The 16,941-nt window shown below is 70.6% G+C and carries 12 protein-coding genes; all 12 read right to left on the bottom strand.

Annotated elements, in window-relative coordinates:
• Positions 1-47 precede the first annotated feature (47 nt).
• Complete coding sequence (locus EV562_RS10630; protein ID WP_133886467.1) at positions 48-674, bottom strand: TetR/AcrR family transcriptional regulator; 627 nt, start codon at positions 672-674, stop codon at positions 48-50.
• 49 nt (positions 675-723) lie between these two features.
• Positions 724-2,955: a SpoIIE family protein phosphatase gene (locus tag EV562_RS10625; RefSeq protein WP_133886466.1), complete on the bottom strand. Its 2,232-nt coding sequence runs from the start codon at positions 2,953-2,955 to the stop codon at positions 724-726.
• A gap of 48 nt (positions 2,956-3,003) precedes the next feature.
• Positions 3,004-3,870, bottom strand: a complete 867-nt coding sequence (locus tag EV562_RS10620; RefSeq protein WP_133886465.1) for a phytanoyl-CoA dioxygenase family protein — start codon at positions 3,868-3,870, stop codon at positions 3,004-3,006.
• A gap of 372 nt (positions 3,871-4,242) precedes the next feature.
• A complete protein-coding gene (locus tag EV562_RS10615; protein ID WP_133886464.1) occupies positions 4,243-5,937 on the bottom strand; it encodes an AMP-binding protein in 1,695 nt (564 codons plus the stop codon).
• A 42-nt stretch (positions 5,938-5,979) separates the two neighbouring features.
• Entirely contained in the window at positions 5,980-7,542 is a 1,563-nt protein-coding gene (locus tag EV562_RS10610) for a long-chain fatty acid--CoA ligase (RefSeq protein WP_133886463.1), read from the bottom strand.
• Positions 7,543-7,641: 99 nt separating this feature from the next.
• The gene (locus EV562_RS10605; RefSeq protein ID WP_133886462.1) at positions 7,642-8,898 is read right to left on the bottom strand and encodes an aminotransferase class III-fold pyridoxal phosphate-dependent enzyme; all 1,257 of its coding nucleotides are present in this window, start codon (positions 8,896-8,898) and stop codon (positions 7,642-7,644) included.
• A gap of 17 nt (positions 8,899-8,915) precedes the next feature.
• Positions 8,916-10,031 carry a Zn-dependent alcohol dehydrogenase gene (locus tag EV562_RS10600; RefSeq protein ID WP_133886461.1) on the bottom strand — a complete coding sequence of 372 codons (1,116 nt, stop codon included), beginning with the start codon at positions 10,029-10,031 and terminating at the stop codon, positions 8,916-8,918.
• Positions 10,032-10,060: 29 nt separating this feature from the next.
• Complete coding sequence (locus EV562_RS10595; RefSeq protein ID WP_133886460.1) at positions 10,061-11,419, bottom strand: NAD-dependent succinate-semialdehyde dehydrogenase; 1,359 nt, start codon at positions 11,417-11,419, stop codon at positions 10,061-10,063.
• A gap of 26 nt (positions 11,420-11,445) precedes the next feature.
• Positions 11,446-12,150, bottom strand: a complete 705-nt coding sequence (locus EV562_RS10590) for a transporter (protein ID WP_133886459.1) — start codon at positions 12,148-12,150, stop codon at positions 11,446-11,448.
• A complete protein-coding gene (locus EV562_RS10585; protein WP_133886458.1) occupies positions 12,147-13,541 on the bottom strand; it encodes a flavin monoamine oxidase family protein in 1,395 nt (464 codons plus the stop codon). Before EV562_RS10585 ends, EV562_RS10590 begins: the two co-directional genes overlap by 4 nt.
• Complete coding sequence (locus tag EV562_RS10580; protein ID WP_133886457.1) at positions 13,525-14,460, bottom strand: alpha/beta fold hydrolase; 936 nt, start codon at positions 14,458-14,460, stop codon at positions 13,525-13,527. The genes EV562_RS10585 and EV562_RS10580 overlap by 17 nt, the downstream gene beginning before the upstream one ends.
• Complete coding sequence (locus tag EV562_RS10575; RefSeq protein ID WP_133886456.1) at positions 14,453-15,988, bottom strand: NAD(P)/FAD-dependent oxidoreductase; 1,536 nt, start codon at positions 15,986-15,988, stop codon at positions 14,453-14,455. Before EV562_RS10575 ends, EV562_RS10580 begins: the two co-directional genes overlap by 8 nt.
• Between the last annotated feature and the right edge of the window lie 953 nt (positions 15,989-16,941).

Raw genomic sequence — 16,941 nt, 5'->3', positions numbered from 1 at the left:
TTGGTGGGCGCCCGGGAAGGGGCGCCCACCACCGTTTCCGCGTCGTGTCAGGCCATCGGTACGTCCGGGAGGTCGAGGCTCCCCTTGGCCAGCGCCACGGTCGCGGCCACGAGCGCCCTGAGACCCGTGCGCTCGGTGGCCTCGTCCGGCAGGCACTGCAGGACCTGCATGGTGAGTCCGTCGAAGCCGGAGAGGAAGAACCGTGCCACCGTCTCCGGCGACTCGGCCAGTTCCTGCCCCGTCCGCTCCGCCGTCTCCGCGATCACCTGGGCGGTCACCTCGACGACCCGCCGGTAGTGGCTCTGCCGGGCCTCGTTGAGGCCGGGCACCCGCATGGCGAACATGGTCAGCTCGCTGAGCAGCTGGTGGTGCGACGACGGCTCGCGCACAGTGCCCCACAGGGCGCCCGCCAGAGCGCTGAAGGTCTCCTCGAAGCCCGCGTCCTCCGGCGCCGCCCGCTGCACCTGCGCGACCAACTCGTCGGTGATCTGGTCCATGACCGCGCGGTACAGGTCCTCCTTCGTACCGAAGGTGTAGTGGACGGTCGCCTGCGCGACACCGAGCTCCGCGGCGATGGCGCGGGTGCTCCCGGCGGCGACGCCCTCCCGGGTCATGAGGTCGATGGCCGCCTTGATCAACTGGGGGCGGCGCTCCGCCGCGGATACATGAGCCATAAGCGCAGTGTATCGACTCAGTCGATCGAACAAGTCGATCCGGCCGGCGTCACCGTCCCGCGGTGATCGACCCTCTGCGCGCGGGGAGAGCCTGCTCGGCCCAGATGACCTTTCCCTCGCGGCCGTGCCGGGTACCCCAGCGTTCGGCGCACTGGGCCACCAGGAGCAGGCCGCGGCCGCCTTCGTCGAGGATCCGGGCCCGGCGCAGATGCGGAGCGGTGCTGCTGGCGTCGGAGACCTCGCAGGTGAGCGTCGACTGGAGGATCAGCCGCAACTGGACGGGAGGCTCGCCGTAGCGGATCGCGTTCGTCACCAGTTCGCTGACGATCAGCTCCGTGGTGAAGGAAAGCTCCTCCAGATTCCAGGCCCTGAGGACGTCGGAGGCGAAGCGGCGGGCCCCGGTCACGGCCGCCGGATCGGACGGGAGGTCCCTCGTGGCGACGTGGTCCGGGTCGAGGGCACGGGTCCGGGTGACGAGCAGAGCGACGTCATCGGCGGGACGGCTGGGCAGCAGAGCGGCCAGGAGCCGGTCGCAGGTCTCCTCCAGCGAGTGCGGCGCCGAGGCGAGGACATCGCGCAGCGTGGAGAGGCCGAGGTCCACGTCACGCGTGCGGCCGGCGATCAGCCCATCGGTGTGCAGGACCAGCAGGCTGTCCTCCGGCAGCTCGAACTCGATCGTCTCGAACGGGAGCCCGCCGAGGCCGAGGGGCGGTCCGATCGGCACCTCGGGCGTCTCGACCACCCTGGAGGTCCGGACGGCCTCGCCTGCGGCCGGGGGAGTCAGCACGGTCGGCGGTACATGGCCGGCACTGGCGAGGGAGCACCGCCGGGAGACGGGGTCGTAGATCGCGTACAGGCAGGTGGCGCTGATCTCGCCCTCGGCCGGCGACTCCTCGCGCTGCATCCGGATGACCACGTCGTCCAGACGGGTGAGAAGTTCATCGGGCATGAGGTCGATGTCGGCGAAGGCGCGGACGGCCGTGCGGAGCCGGCCCATGGTGGCGGCGGCGTGCAGCCCACGACCGACCACATCGCCGACGACCAACGCGACGCGGGCCCCGGACAGGGCGACGACGTCGTACCAGTCACCGCCCACACCCGCGCGGGACCCGGCGGGCAGGTAACGCGAAGCCGTCTCGACGGCCGCCTGTTCCACCGTGTTCCGCGGCAGCAGGGCCTGCTGCAGGGCGAGCGCGGTGGATCGCTCCTGGGCGTACCGGCGAGCGTGGTCGATGGACACCGCCGCCCTGGAGACGATCTCCTGAGCCAGCAGGAGATCGTCGTCGTCGAAGGGCGCCGAGGTGCGATGGCGTACGAACTGCACCAGGCCCAGGATCTCCCCGTGCGCGTGCAGCGGGACGAGGAGTACGGAGTGGAGCCCGAGGTCGCGCAGCACTCGGGCGCGGGACTCGGACGGTGCCACCCAGGTGGGCAGTTCGGTCCCCGCGAGTGGCTTCAGGACGGGCCGTCCGGTGGCCAGCGCGCGCATCGGCTCCGAGTCGGCGGGGTAGGCGTGGGTCTCACCGACGCGGAGCGGGGACTCGGGACAGCCGTCGAGGACGGAACGCTGCGCGACGCGGCGCTGCGTGCGGGCCTCCGGCGAGTCCGAGCCCCAGCCCGTTTCGTCGAGGACGGCGTCGAGGACGGAGTCGAGGAGGTCGACGGCGACGAGGTCGGCGAAGTCCTCGGTACAGACCTCCGTCAACTCCTCCGCGGTGCGGGTGATGTCGAGCGTGGTCCCGACGAGCTTGCTCGCCCTGTCGGTGAGGGCGAACCGGCCCTGCAGGAGACGGTCGCGCTCCTCCTGGTACGCGGCGACGACCTCCTCCGAGGAACGGTCCACGTAGTCGAAACCGAGCGTCACCAGCCTCGTGGAGACCAGGTGGATCATGTGCCAGTCGCCGGTGCGACGGGCGGCCTCGGCCTGCACCTGTTCGAGCAGGCCGAGGTGGCCGAGCCGGTAGGCGCGCAGGAGCCGGCTCAGAGGGGTCCCCCGCCGGGCACAGAGGCGGCCCAGGTCCAAGGCGGTCGGGGGAACCTTCGCCCCGCCGGCGCCGGGGCGCTCCTCCAGGAGATCCAGCAGGGTGGTGACGTGCTGGGCCGTCTCCTCCAGGGCCAGAGCCGCGATGTCCGCGTCTTCCGACAGCTCGGGGAGCTCGCCGTTCAGGCGCCGGAGCAGCAGGCCGGACAGCTTCGTCACCTGTGGTCTGAGGTGGCGGGCCAGTTGACCAAGGAACGCATCGACCTCGGTTCCCATAGTGCGAATGTACGGGAAAGCCATGACGCGCGCTCTTCGGACAGCCGCGGCGGGTTCTGGTCGGCCCGGGTCTCAGAGGCCGAGGTGGTCGCCCAGATCGGCGTAGTCCACTTGCCACAGGCCGGGTGAGCCCGTGGGGTACTGGGAGCGGAAGCCGAGCATGCGCTGGACACGCGGCGAGAGCGTCCTGGCGAGTTCCCCGTCGACCAGGAAGGGGTACGCCTCCTCGCCGGTGAGGAAGCCCGCGTTGAACGTGAAGGCGAGGCCCCGCCGGTACTCGTCGCCGGTCCGGTTCGCCCCGCCGCCGTGCGCGGTCTTGCCGCTGATGAGCAGGACGTCTCCGGCGTTCATGACCGCGGGAATCGTCTGGTCGGGGGTCCCCCGGTCCTCGAAGTCGCTCCAGTGGTTGCTTCCGGGGATGACGCGGGTGGCGCCGTTCTCCTCCGTGAAGTCGGTCAGCGCGACCAGGAAGTTGATGGTCACTTCCGGGCCGGCGGGGCCCATGCCGATGAACGGGAACCAGTTCTCCAGGTCGCGGTGGAGCATCTGCGCCTGGTTGCCGGGGCCGATCTCGATCACCTGCGCCGTGGTCATCCAGTACGTGCCCGACTCCTGGAGGAAGACCAGGTCGCTGATCTCGTGTACCAGGGGATGGTCGATGACCTCGCTGCGGAACGTGGCGCTGTGCGTCACCAGGTTGGTGAGGCGTTTGGTGTTGCTGCCGTGGAACGCGGCCACGATCTCGTTCTCGTGGGCGGACCCCGGCCTGAGCGCCCGCAGCGGCTGCTCGATCTCGGCGTTGAAGCGGGCGATCTGCTCGTGCGTCAGGAAGTTCTCGATGACGACGCCGCCGTCGCGGGTCACGGTCTTGAGGATCTCCTCCGCCGGCGTGCCGTTCGCCACGGACGTCAGGATCTGGGCCTTCTCCCGTGCGGTCATGTGTGTCCTCTTCCTCGATCTGGGTCACGGTCGACCGACCGCTCGGTCAACCGCCGGGTATTCCGTTCTGGGGACTTCGGCGCGTCGTCCTCGCGACGGTCAGGTGGGGCCGGTGGTCACGGCGTTTCCTCGTTGTCCATGTGGTGGTCGTCTCACTGTCGCCAGCCGGGACCGTCGGCGAGAACGACAGCGGGCACCTGCTTCGCCCGCGCCCGGTGCACGGTGCACAGGCAGTTCCGACCCCCACCCCCGGGCGCCGCAGGAAGCGGCAGTCCGCGGCCACCTCGGTCTTCCCGGCCTCGTACAGGGCTTCGGAGACGGCCGTCTTGCGCACCCCGTACAAGCAGGTGCCGGGCGCGGGGGCGCCGCCGGTCACCGAGGAGAGGCCGACGACGGTGAGGGGGAGGCCGGCCCCGGGCCGTCGAGGCCGCGGAGTTCGGCGCGCCGGATCTTGCCGCTCTGGGTCTTGGGCAGGTCGGCGACGAAGTGGACCGTGCGGGGGCACTTGTAGGCGGCCAGCCGGTCGCGCGTGAACGCGATCAGCTCCTCGGCCGTGGCGTGCAGGCCCGATTTGAGCGAGACGTGGGCGACGACCGTCTCGCCGCGGTAGTCGTCCGGCTGACCGACGACCGCGGCTTCGAGTACCGAGGGGTGCTCGTACAGCGCGTCCTCGACCTCACGCGGCCAGACCTTGTACCCGGACACGTTGATCTGGTCCTTGAGCCGGTCCACCAGATAGACCCAGCCCTCCTCGTCGATGACGGCGACGTCGCCGGTACGGAGCCGGCCCTCCGGCATCGTGTGACCGGTGGCCTCCGGCTTGCCCCAGTACCCGGGAACGATCTGCGGCCCGCTCAGTTCCAGCTCGCCCTGCTCACCGTTCGGCACCGGGTCACCGTGCAGGTCCACGACGCGCGCGGTGAGATGCGGCAGGGGCCTGCCGATGGACAGCGTCCCGCTCGGCTGGTGCACCGGCGCCCTGGCCCCCGGCGGCACGGCGATGACGGCGGACGTCGTCTCGGTCATCCCGTAGCCGTTGTGCAGGTAGACACCGAACCGCTCCTGGAACCGCTCGACGGTGGCCGGCGGGATCGGCGCGCCGCCGGAGTACAGCGCCTTCGCCGACGCGAAGTGTTCCGGTCCTGCCTGCGGCAACTCGAAGATCGCGTTGAACGCCGTGATGGAGCCGATGGTGCAGGTCACTCCGTGCTCGGCGAAGACCTCCAGGGCGACCTCGGGGTGGAACCGGCCTGCCAGGACGAGCGTGGTGTCGGTGAGCAGGGAGATCGTCGCGTTGACCACCGCGCCGGTGATGTGGAACAGCGGGGCCACGGCGAACACGACGTCCCCGTCGCCCACACCCATCCACGACGCGCAGGTCGCCACCACGCTCAGCACGTTGCCGTGGGTGTTCATCGCGCCCTTCGGCGGCCCCGTCGTTCCCGAGGTGTACGTCAGGAACGCGACGTCGTCGTGGGACAGCTCCACGGGCGAGGGCCCGCGGCCCTCGAACTCACCGATCAGCGCGATCAGATCGCCGTCCGGGGCCGGAGCGTGCCGTTCCGTCGACGCGAACACCCGTGGGTCGTTCCTCGACTGCAAGTCCAGCGCCGACGTGCTGACCAGCCAGCGCGCCGTGCTCCCCGCCAGCGTGCCCAGCGTCTCGTGGACGTCCGCGTCCGCGCAGACGACCCCGACCGCCCCGGAGTCGTCGATGATCCGGCGGAGTTCCTGGCGCCGGTACATCGGATTGAGTCCCAGCGCCGTGGCCCCCAGCTTCCACAGGGCCAGCAGCACCAGCGCGTACTGCGGGACGTTCTGCAGGTACACGCCGACGCGGTCGCCGCGCCCGGTCCCTCGCGCCTCGAAGGCGGCGGCCAGGGCGTCCGACGCGGAGTCCGCCTCCCGCGCGGACAGGACGCCGTCGAAGTAGCGCAGCGCCGCGCCCTCCGGGTTCTTCTCCACGCGTGCCTTCCAGGCGGTCACGAGCGAGTCGGGAACCGCGTCCGCCCCCGTACCCGACCCGCCGGGGAACGTCTCCCGCCGTCGGCCCTCGTCCACTGTCATCTGCCGTCCTTCCCACCCGTGTCCGTGCGCCTGTCGTGCCGGTCACGCGAGTTCGCGCTTGAGGATCTTTCCCGTGGACGTCATCGGCAGGGTCGGCACGATCTCCACGATGCGCGGGTACTTGTAGCCGGCCATCTGCTCCTTGCCCCAGGTGATCAGTTCGTCGGGACGGACCTCGGCACCGCGGTCGAGGACGACGAACGCCTTGATCTCCTCGCCGTGGCTCTCGTGGGGCACGCCGACGACCGCGGCCAGGCTGACCGCCGGGTGCGTCATCAGGACCTCCTCGATCTCGCGCGGGTACACGTTGAAGCCACCACGGATGATCAGGTCCTTCGCCCGGTCGACGATGTAGTAGAAGCCGTCCTTGTCCCTGCGGGCCAGGTCACCGGTGCGGAACCAGCCGTCCCTGATGGCTTCGGAGGTGGCCTCGGGCCGGCCGTGGTAGCCCTTCATGACGTTGTGACCCTTGACCGCGATCTCTCCGACGGCACTGCCCGTGCCGTCGTCCTCGGCCTCCGACCAGTCCGGCCCGACGAGCTTCACCTCCACGCCCCAGACCGGCACGCCGATCGATCCGGGCCGGGGCTCCTGCGCCGGATCGCTGAAGGTCACCACCGGTGAGGTCTCGGAGAGGCCGTAGCCCTCCAGGACCTGGACGCCCAGTCGCTCCCGGACCTGTCTGACGAGCTCCGCGGGGAGCGAGGCACCGCCGGAGACACCGACGCGCAGGTTCCTCGCGATCCTCTCGACGTCGACGTCGACGTCGTCGGTGAGTGCCCGCAGCAGGCCCCACCACATGGTGGGGACGCCTGCGAAGACGGTGATGTCCTCCCGCTGCATCAGGGACACCGTCTGCCGGGCGTCGAAACGCGGCAGCAGCACCAGCGTGCTCGCCGTCGAGAAGCCGGCGTTCATCTGCACGGTCGCGCCGAAGGAGTGGAACAGCGGCAGCACCAGGAGATGGGTGTCCGAGGCCGGCCGGCTGTCCAACAGGCGATTGCAGGCGAGGGCGTTGAGAACCAGGTTGGCGTGGCTGAGTTCGGCACCCTTCGCCTGCCCGGTCGTACCGCTGGTGTAGAGCAGCACAGCCGGGTCGTCCCCCGAGGTCCCGACGCTGTCGAAGGTCGTCGCGGTGCCCCGCAGCGCGGAGCCCAGGGTCTCGACGCCCTCGAACGGGCTGTCCGCCGCGGGGTCGGCGGTGACGAGGAAGAACTCCTCGCAGCCCGGGGTCCCGGTGAACCCGGCGTGTCCCGCCGCGCCCGTCGGCAGACCCGCGTCACCCTCGAAGCAGAAGTACGCCTTCGCCTCCGAGTCGGCGAGGTGGTAGGCGATCTCCCGGCCCTTGAGCAGGATGTTGAGCGGCACGACGACGGCGCCGGCCTTGAGGATCCCGTAGTAGACGATCGGGAACCAGGGCACGTTCGGACAGCTGAGCGCAACCTTGTCGCCGGGCCGGACGCCCCGGTCGACCAGGAGGCCGGCGACCCGGTTGGCGGCCGCGTCGACCTGGGCGTAGGTGAGACGCGTCGTGCCGAGGACGACGGCGTCCCGGTCCGGGTGCGTGCGGGCGGAGTCCTCGAGCAGGACCGAGAGGTTCAGCATGGTGTCTTCCGGAAAGGTGGACCGGGCCGGGCCGCGGGGAACAGGACACGCGGCCCGGCCCGGAGCGGGCGAAGAGTGGTACGCGGCGTGCTGCGGCGGTCACAACCGCCGCAGCAGCCGGTCGAGGGCCTCGGCCGTCGCCTCGATGTCGGCGGTGGTGTGCGCCGTGCTGAGGAAGACCTTGCCGGACGGCATGAACAGGAAGCCCTGCCGCAACATCCCTTCGAGGATCACCGCCCAGAGCCCACCGGTTCCGTGGAGCCCGGTGGACCCGCCGGCGGGGACGTACTGGAGGAGCGAGCCGACCCGGTTGAAGCTTCCGAAGTCGGGCGAAGAACCGAGAAGGGCGCCGACGAGGGCTTCGAACTCGCAGGAGATCCGCTCGAGTCGGTCGTAGACCACGGGATCAGCCAGGACGCGCATCGTCGCCGCGACGGCCGCCAGCGCGATCGGGTTGGCGTTGAAGGTGCCGGCGTGTACGACGCCGGACGTCACCTGGTCGATCAGATCGGCCCGGCCGACGACGGCGCTCTGGGTGAAACCGCCGGCCATCGCCTTCCCGAAGACGGACAGGTCGGGAAGGACGCCGTACTTCTCGGCCGCCCCGCCCCGGGCGATCCGGAACCCGGCGATCACCTCGTCGAAGACGAGGACGACGCCGTGCCGGTCGCAGAGGGCCCGCAGAGTCGACAGGAACCGCGGTGTGGGCGCTTCGACGCCGGCGTTGCTCATCACCGGGTCGACGAGGACGGCCGCGATGTCGCGCTCGACGGCTTCGCCCAGCAGGCGCTCGGCCAGCCGTACGTCGTTGAAGCGCGCCACGACCAGGTCGTCGAGCACGCTGGCCGACTGCCCCGCCCCTCCGGGGGTGGCGAGCCGACCGCAGTCGTCCTCGGACATCCCGGCGTACACGGTGTCGTGCCAGCCGTGGTAGCTCTTGGCGAACTTGAGGACGCGGCGCCGCCCGGTGGCGGCTCGCGCTAGGCGCAGCGCCACCTGCACCGCCTCGGTCCCCGTGTTGCTCCACAGCAGTCGCTCGCCGTGCGGCACCGCTTCGAGGACCGCCTCCGCCGCGAGGTACTCCAGCGGGTGGCCGGTGCCGACGACCTGCATCTTCGTCGCGACCTCGGACACCGCTGACAGCACGCGCGGGTCACCGTGGCCGAGGACGAGCGGCCCCCAGGCCATCACGTAGTCGACGTACCGGTCGCCGTCCAGGTCCCGGACGTGCGCGCCCCGCGCCTCTCGCACGAAGAGCGGATGGGGAGGCATCGCGGCGCGCAGGCCCGACCCCACACCCCCGCCGACGCTGCGGCGAGCCCGCTCGAAGGCCGAACGTGATGATTCCAGGGCCATGAGATCGCCCCTGCCTTTCAGTACGTGATCACCGAGCGGATGCCGATGCCGCGCTTCATCTGGTCGAACGCCTCGTTGACGTCCTGCAGACCGATCACGCCCGTCACCAGGGAGTCGAGATCGATGCGGTCGTTCATGTAGTGGTCGATCAGCAGCGGGAAGTCGCAAGCCGGCGTGCTGGAGCCGTAGTTCGAGCCGATGAGCGAGAGTTCCTGATCCGACATGACGAAGGGGTCGATGGTGATCCGCATGCCGTCCGCCACCTGCCCGGCGACCACCGCCGTGCCGCCCCGGGCCAGGACCTCGTAGGCCGACTCGATGGTGCGGGGCAGCCCGATGGCCTCGATGGCGATCTCCACGCCGCGTCCGTCCGTGAGCTCTCGCACCCTGTCCGCGAAGTCGTCGCGGCCGTTGTCGATCAGGTCGGTCGCGCCGAAGACGCGCGCCTGCTCCAGCTTCTCGTCGGAGATGTCCGCGGCGATGATCTTCCGCGCGCCGGCGAGCCGGGCCCCCTGGATCGCGTTCAGGCCCACGCCTCCGCAGCCGAGGACCAGCACGGTGTCGCTCGGACGCACCTTGGCGGTGTTGACGGCCGCGCCGACGCCGGTCGTGACGGCGCATCCGACCAGAGCCGACTGCGGGAACGGGGCGTCGTCCCGGACGGCGATCGCGCCCGATTCGGGCACGAGGGTGTACTGACCGAACGTCCCGAGGCCCGCGAAGCTGAGCACGTCGCCCCCGTCGGCGGACGTGATCCGGGACCGGCCGTCGAACGACAGGTGGTTCGCCGAGTGCCGGCTGACCATGTCGCAGAGGACGGGCCTGCCACTGACGCAGTAGCGGCAGCGGCGACACGAGGGCGTCCAGGACAGTACGACGTGGTCGCCCTTCTTCAGCGTCGTGACGCCGTCGCCGACACTCTCGACGATGCCGGCTCCCTCGTGGCCGAGGATCATCGGCGCAGGAACCTCCCATTCGCCCAGGAGGACGTGGAGGTCGCTGTGGCACACCCCGCTCGCCCGCAGCCGCACGAGCACCTCGCCGGGCGGAGGCGTCGAGGGGATCGTCACTCTCTCGACGGTCAGAGGTTCGTTCGGCGTCCTGAAGACGGCGGCGTCGAACTCGATGGTCATGAAAGGTCTCCTTCCGCGTTCCGGGGCGATCACGTCCGAGCGGTGCGGATCAGCTTCTTGTTGGCGAACTCGTCGATCCCCGCCCGGCCCAGCTCGCGGCCGAAACCGGACGACTTGACCCCTCCGAAGGGCAGTTCGGCGCCTTCGAGGCCGACGCCGTTGACGAAGACCATGCCTGCCTCGATCCTGTCGGCGACGCGCAGCGCCTGCTCGGCGTCCGTCGTGAACACGTAGGAGCCCAGCCCGTACGGGGTCGCGTTCGCCAGCTCGACGGCCTCGTCCTCGGATCCGACCCGGTAGACGGTCGCGACGGGACCGAAGAGCTCCTCCGCGGCCGACGGCGACGCCGGGGAGACGCCCGTCAACACGCCGGGCGGGAAGTACGCCCCCTCGCGCTGCCGTGCGGCGACGAAGGCCGCCCCGTCAGCGACGGCTCGCCCGACCTGTTCCTCGACGTACTCGGCGGCGGCGACCGAGGAGAGCGGCGCCAGCCCGTCGGTCAGGGCGAGCACCTTCTCGGTGAACTTGTCGAGGAAGGCGTCGTAGAGGTCCTCGGCGACGATGAAGCGCTTCCCGGCGTTGCACGCCTGCCCGGCGTTCTCGAAGCGGGTCTCGACCGCCGCCCGGACCGTGGCGTCGAGGTCGTCGGTCGACAGCACGACGAAGGGGTCGGAGCCGCCCAGTTCGAGCACCACCTTCTTGAGAGCGCGCCCGGCCTTCCCGGCGACCTCCGCGCCGGCCCGCTCCGAACCGGTGAAGGACACGCCCTGCACGCGGGGGTCCTCGATGGCGCGAGCGATCTGCTCGCCGGTGGCGTGGACGTTGACGTAGCAGCCCTGGGGGAAGCCCGCGTCCGTGAACAGCTGCTGGAGAGCCGCGGACGACTCCGGGCACTGCGACGCGTGCTTGAGCACGATGGTGTTGCCCAGCGCGAGGTTGGGCGCGGCGAACCGGGCCACCTGGTAGTACGGGTAGTTCCAGGGCATGATCCCCAGCAGCACTCCGATCGGCTGGCGGCGGACGAAGGCGGCGCCCTCCCCCTCAAGAAGCCCGATCGGTTCGTCGGTGAGGAACTTCGCCGCGTTCTCGGCGTAGTACCGGTAGATGGAGGCGCTGAACTCGACCTCCGCGACGGCCTCGTCCACCGGCTTGCCCATCTCCCGGTGGATGATCTCGGCGAGCCGCGCGCTGCGCTCGTCGTGGAGGGAGGCGACGGTGTTCAACAGCTCGGCGCGCCGCTCCACGGAGGTCCGCCTCGACCACCGCGCGTAGGCCTCCGCCGCCGCGTCGACCGCGCCCTCGACGGCCTCGTCCGTCGCGGTCGGGTACTCCTTGACCAGCTTGCCGTCGGCGGGGTCGACCACCGCGTACACGTGCCGCTTCGCCATCCTGACTCCTTCGTCGTGATTCGGGTTCATGCGAGGGTCCCGGTGGTGCGGGCCGGGTTCGCGTCCAAGGCCGCTTTGTGGTCGTGCAGCGCGCGGTAGGCGTGGAAGTAGACGAACCCCTGGGTGCCCCAGGTCGCCAGTGCGGCGGTGTAGAAGATCGTGCGGCTCGCGTCGTCGAACGGCAGGGGGAAGAAGTCGTAGGCCAACGCGATGGTCGTTCCGGCGGCGGTGACCAGGCCGGTCCAGACGGCGAGCCGCTTCGCGCCCGCGTTCCAGAGCCGCTTGGCGAAGTACCCGAGGAAGACCGCCGTGAGGAGGTTGACGACCACGTAGAACACGGCGACCCAGAACGCGATGCCGCCGGTGTGCAGGTCCGCGCCGTGGAACTGCCGGAGGAGGAGACCGGCCACGCCCGCTGCCCCGAACACGCCCACATCGACGCCGACGCCCGGCTTGTAGCGATGGGTGACCTTCATCAGGCCCATGATCAGGATGAGCGTGATGCCGATCGATCTGGAGAAGGCGTCGAAGAAGTACGCCACGTCGTACAGGACGCTGCCGCTGTCGGCACCGAGCAGCGACCAGAGCAGGAAGTTGCTGCCCGACGTCGCGACGACCATGCACTCGAGGCCGAGGAGGTAGTTGCCGTACCGGCGGACGAACATCCAGCCGTAGAAGTAGCCGACGAAGATCATCCACAGGTCGGCCGACAGGAACAGCGCCTCCCTCAACGCGACGCCCCCGTTCGGACGTCACGGGACAGGAGGGTGGCGACGCTCTCCGCGGTGCGCCGGCCCGCCAGAACCGCGCCGTTCATGGTGCCGGCCCATTCACCGGCGGTCTCGGTGCCGGCCCAGTGGATGCGCCCGTGGGGCTCGGTCAGCGCCTTGCCGTAGCGCGTGGTCGCGCGGGGACCGGCGGCAGGGTGGGGGCCGCCCGGGGCGAACGGTTCCGATCCCCAGCAGTGGTCCAGGTAGTCGATCGGGGTGCGGGCCTGCGGACCGTAGAGGTCGGCGAGCTGCTGGACGACCAGGTCGCGCCGGGTCCCGGGGTCGAAGCCGTCGAAGACGCGAGGGTCGCAGAAGGCCATCAGAACACCCGGTCCGCCGGCGGCGGGGGACACGTCGAAGGTGATGAACACGGTGCCGGTGTCGGTCACCGCCTCGCCGGAGCATCCGTCGGTCCGCCAGAACGGCTTCTCGTAGGCCACGAACGCCTTGCTGAGGACGCCCATGCGCCAGGTTCGTATGAGTCCCTCGGCCTGCTCGGGCAGAGCGGGTTCGAACTCGATGGTGGCGCGGTGCGCCGGGGCGGCCGTGACGATCGCGTATCCCGCGTGGATCTCGCCGAAGTCGGTGTGGACGGTGACGCCGTCGTCGTCCTGCGTGATGCGGCGCACCGGTGTCTCCAGGCGCACGCGGTCGCCGAGCCTCTCCGCCACCCGCTTGGCGATCTCCTGGGTGGTCTCGGTGAACCGGTCCTGGTTCGCTCCGCCCTCGACGTCCAGCATGTGGTTGAGCCCGCCCGCCGCACGGATGTAGCGCAGTACGTGCAGCAGGGAGACGTCTCCCGGGGCGCAGCCCCACTGCACCTTGCTGACGATGGTCATCAGCGCGCGGGTGCTGGGCAGCGCGTTCTTCCGGTCGAGCCACTCGCCGAACGAGATGGCGTCGAGCCGGCCCGCCCCGGGCGTCTCCCACGCGGCGTGCACGTCGATGGTCGCCACCAGCTTGTTCACCGCCGTCTGCATGCGGGCCATGTCCACCAGGGTCGCGAGGGAGACCTTGGGAATGGTGCCGCTGTAGGTGCGGCGCCGGCCCGCCATCCACAGCACGTTGCGCCCCTGGTCGAACTGGCCGGTCGTGGTACACCCCATCCGGTCCGCGAGGTCCCGGATGGCGGTGTGGCGTCGTGCCACCCAAGTCGCTCCGAGGTCGACCTGCACGCCCGCCACCTCGCCGGAGAGCGATCGGCCTCCGACCCGGTCGCGGCCTTCCACCACCAGGACGGACCGCCCCGTGCTCACCAGCCGCTCGGCAGCGCTCAGACCGGCGAAGCCGGCACCGACGATCACGACGTCGACCGTGGTGTCCCTGGAGTCGGACCTACGGGATCCGGACATGGTTTCCTCCTTCGCCCACGCGGTTCGCGTGCTGTGAGATGTAGGTGGTGACGGGGTCGACGAGGGCCTCGGGGATGTGGTGGCCCATGCCGGGGACGACCACGTGCTGCGCCGAGCGGATCGCCCGGACGGTCGCGGCGCCGCCGCTCGGGTGCACCAGCGGGTCCCGGTCGCCGTTGATGACCAGGGTCGGAGCGGTGATCCCGCTCAGCTGGGCCGTCCGGTCTCCGGAACGCTGGATGGCCTGGATCTGCCGCGCCGTGCCGGCCGCCGGGTCGCCGGCGCTGCGGTCCCATCCACGCGCCGCGATGGCCGCCTCGGCCGCGTCGTCGATGGGATGCCCCGTCCCCGCGATGTGCCGGGTGAGCCGCAGATGGGCACGGACCGCCGCGGTCCTGGTCCTCGCGGGCGGGGCGGCGAGGAGCCGGATCGTCGACAGAGCCGGCTGACCGACCTTGCGCGCCCCGGTGGTGGAGTAGAGGGAGGCCAGCGACAGGACCCGCTCGGGCGCCGTGGCCGCGACGGTCTGCGCGATCATCCCTCCCATCGACCGCCCGACCAGGTGCGCCCGCGCGATCCCGAGGTGGTCGAGTACGCCGACGGCGTCCTGGGCCATGTCGGACAGCGCGTACGCGTCGCAGCGCGGGCGCGCGGCGATCTGACGCCAGATCCCGGGCGGGGGCGCGGTGACGAACGTCGACCGGCCGGCGTCGCGGTTGTCGATGGCGACGACCCGGAAGCCCTTGGTGACGAGGGAACCGACGAACGAGTCGGTCCAGAACGTGAGGTCTTCGCCCAGTCCCGCGACGAGCAGCATCGCGGGGTCGTCCTTGTCGCCGTGGTCCCGGAAGCAGATCGTGATCCCGGACGGCAGGGCCGCGTACTGGTCGGCGCTCTTGGAGCCGCCGGTCTCAGGCATGGGTGGTCCGCCGCCCCTCGGATGACTGCGGGGCCGTCCGACGGGCGCCGAACCGGAGGTTGTCGTCGGCCACCGGGCCGCGGAGCGCCCTGGCGTCCTCGGGGTAGGACATCGCCATCCGCCAGGGCTTCTCGGCACCCTGCTTGGGCAGGAACTTCTCGCCGCGCTTGGCGTACCCGGCCTGAAGGTCCATGACGGGCCTGCGCTTCGTTCCCGACGGTGCGACCGGGACCACCGTGTCGTACCCGCGGGCGTCCATGTGCCGGACGAGATCGATGAAGTAACGGCACATCAGGCTCACCTTGAGCGTCCAGGACGAGGTGGTGTAGCCGATCGCCATCGCCCAGTTCGGGATGCCGCTCAGCAGCATGCCGCGGTAACAGAGCGCGTCCGCGAGGTCGACCTGGCGTCCGTCGACCACGAGCGGCATGCCGCCGAAGAGCTGCAGGTTCAGTCCCGTCGCGGTGACGACGACGTCGGCTTCCAGTTCCTCGCCCGACGCCAGGACGATGCCGCGCCTGCTGAACCGGGCCACGGCGTCGGTGACGACGGAGGCCCTGCCTTCCTTGATCGCGTCGAAGAAGTCCCCGTCCGGCGCCACGCACAGCCGCTGGTCCCACGGGTCGTACGGCGGGTTGAAGTGCCTGTCGACATCGAATCCCTTGGGAAGGCGCTTGACGTTCTCGCGCCGGATGAATGCGCGCCCGGCCTTGGGGAAGGTCCGCAGGCCTTTCACGACGGCGTGTTCGGTCCAGATGTTCTTGAACCGCGTCACGGCGTACCCGCGCTCTTCTCCGAGCAGTTTCGTGAGCGCCAGGGCGACCTTGTCGACACGGGGGAGCGCCATGACGTAGGTGGGAGTGCGCTGCAGCATCGTCACGTGCCGGGCGGCGCCCGCCCCGGTGGTCATGGCCGGCACCAGCGTGATCGCGGTCGCGCCGCTGCCGATGACGACGACCTTCTTGCCGCTGTAGTCGAGATCTTCGGGCCAGTGCTGCGGATGGACGATCTCGCCCTCGAAGTCGTCCCGCCCCGGGAACTCCGGGGAGAACCCCTGGTCGTACCGGTAGTAGCCGGTGGCGGCGAAGACCCATCCCGCGTGGATCGTCTTGGTCCTGGTCGCTCCCGTGGCGGGGTCCGAGGTCTGGACGGTGAGAGTCCACCGTGAGTCCGCCGTGGACCACTCCGAGCGGACGACCCGGTGGCCGAGCCTGAGGACGCGCTCCAGGCCGTTCTCCTCGACGGTCTCGTGGAGGTACTCCTTGATGAGGGGAGCGTCGGCGATCGCGGCTTCGTGGCGCCAGGGCTTGAACGCGTATCCGAACGTGTGGAGGTCGGAGTCCGAGCGGATGCCGGGATAGCGGAACAGGTCCCAGGTGCCTCCGATGTCGTCGCGCCCTTCCAGCACGGCGAGCGACTTCTCGGGAAGCTCCCGGCTGAAATAGGAGGCCGCGCCGATCCCGGAGATCCCGGCCCCGACGATCACCACGTCGAACTCCTCGACGGCGTCCAACACCTCAGCTGTCATGGCGTTTCCTCGCTGTTCCTGTGGCGGTTACCTCACTGTCGCGAGCCGCGACCGCCTGCGAGAACGACAGCGGGCACCTCGTTCGCCGGGGCTCGGTGCACGATGCACAGGAGGGCCGGGCCGCTGCGCCCGTACGGTGTCCGACGGCCGGGGCGCGACCCCCACCGAGGTCGGGACTCCGCCTCGCGCGGAGCAGGGCGACGGGCGGCTTCGGCGTGGCGGCCGGCCTTTGCGCAGCCATTGCGGGGGCGAGGACGGCGTGATATTCGTTTGCCCGCCACGCGTTTAGTAGCGCTAAACGCGCGACCGTGGTCGTGCGCGGAGGCCGAACCCGCCGTCGTCGCGGTCCCGCTCGGAGCCACCTCCTCTCCGGACCGAGCCGGAGAGACGGAAGCCGGATCTCCGCGCCGCGCCGCGCGAAAACCGCTTCGGTTCACCGCGCGTGGGCGTACCGCCTCACGCACCCGCAGCCCTTCACCCACCCATGACGAGCCGGTACCGGCCCGTGAGCCGAAAGGTGGTCGCGATGACCGACCTCTCCAGGACAGGGCACGCCGAAGTACCCGGCGGTGAAGCGGGGTCGGACCACCCGCTCCACCGTGGGCTCGGCGTGTCGCAGATCGTGTTCATGGTCGTCGCCGCGGCGGCGCCGCTCGGCCTTGTGGCCGGCGGGGTGCCGCTCGCCCTCGCCGTGAGCGGCAGCCCCGGGATGCCGCTGTACTTCGCGCTGTCCACCGTGCTGCTGCTGATCTTCGCGGTCGGCTTCACGCTGATGGCCGGCCGGGTACGCAACGCGGGAGCCTTCTACGCCTACGTCCAGGCGGGGCTGGGCCGGATCCCCGGTCTCTCGGCCGCGACCCTCGCGCTCTTCTCCTACACACTGCTTCTCGTCGGGGTGAACGCCTACGTCGGCGTCGCGACGAGCAACGTCGTCGAGCGGTACGGCGACGTCG

Origin of the sequence: Streptomyces sp. BK208 (assembly GCF_004364245.1) — a bacterium.
Taxonomy (GTDB): domain Bacteria; phylum Actinomycetota; class Actinomycetes; order Streptomycetales; family Streptomycetaceae; genus Streptomyces.
This window is presented reverse-complemented; position numbering and strand designations above follow the sequence as displayed.

Bases quoted from the DNA above. Each gene is read 5' to 3' on its own strand.
- EV562_RS10595 (WP_133886460.1), bottom strand. From the start codon at position 11,419: ATGGCGAAGCGGCACGTGTACGCGGTGGTCGACCCCGCCGACGGCAAG.
- EV562_RS10620 (WP_133886465.1), bottom strand. From the start codon at position 3,870: ATGACCGCACGGGAGAAGGCCCAGATCCTGACGTCCGTGGCGAACGGC.
- EV562_RS10610 (WP_133886463.1), bottom strand. From the start codon at position 7,542: ATGCTGAACCTCTCGGTCCTGCTCGAGGACTCCGCCCGCACGCACCCG.
- EV562_RS10605 (WP_133886462.1), bottom strand. From the start codon at position 8,898: ATGGCCCTGGAATCATCACGTTCGGCCTTCGAGCGGGCTCGCCGCAGC.
- EV562_RS10580 (WP_133886457.1), bottom strand. From the start codon at position 14,460: ATGCCTGAGACCGGCGGCTCCAAGAGCGCCGACCAGTACGCGGCCCTG.
- EV562_RS10615 (WP_133886464.1), bottom strand. From the start codon at position 5,937: ATGACAGTGGACGAGGGCCGACGGCGGGAGACGTTCCCCGGCGGGTCG.
- EV562_RS10600 (WP_133886461.1), bottom strand. From the start codon at position 10,031: ATGACCATCGAGTTCGACGCCGCCGTCTTCAGGACGCCGAACGAACCT.
- EV562_RS10625 (WP_133886466.1), bottom strand. From the start codon at position 2,955: ATGGCTTTCCCGTACATTCGCACTATGGGAACCGAGGTCGATGCGTTC.
- EV562_RS10585 (WP_133886458.1), bottom strand. From the start codon at position 13,541: ATGTCCGGATCCCGTAGGTCCGACTCCAGGGACACCACGGTCGACGTC.
- EV562_RS10630 (WP_133886467.1), bottom strand. From the start codon at position 674: ATGGCTCATGTATCCGCGGCGGAGCGCCGCCCCCAGTTGATCAAGGCG.
- EV562_RS10575 (WP_133886456.1), bottom strand. From the start codon at position 15,988: ATGACAGCTGAGGTGTTGGACGCCGTCGAGGAGTTCGACGTGGTGATC.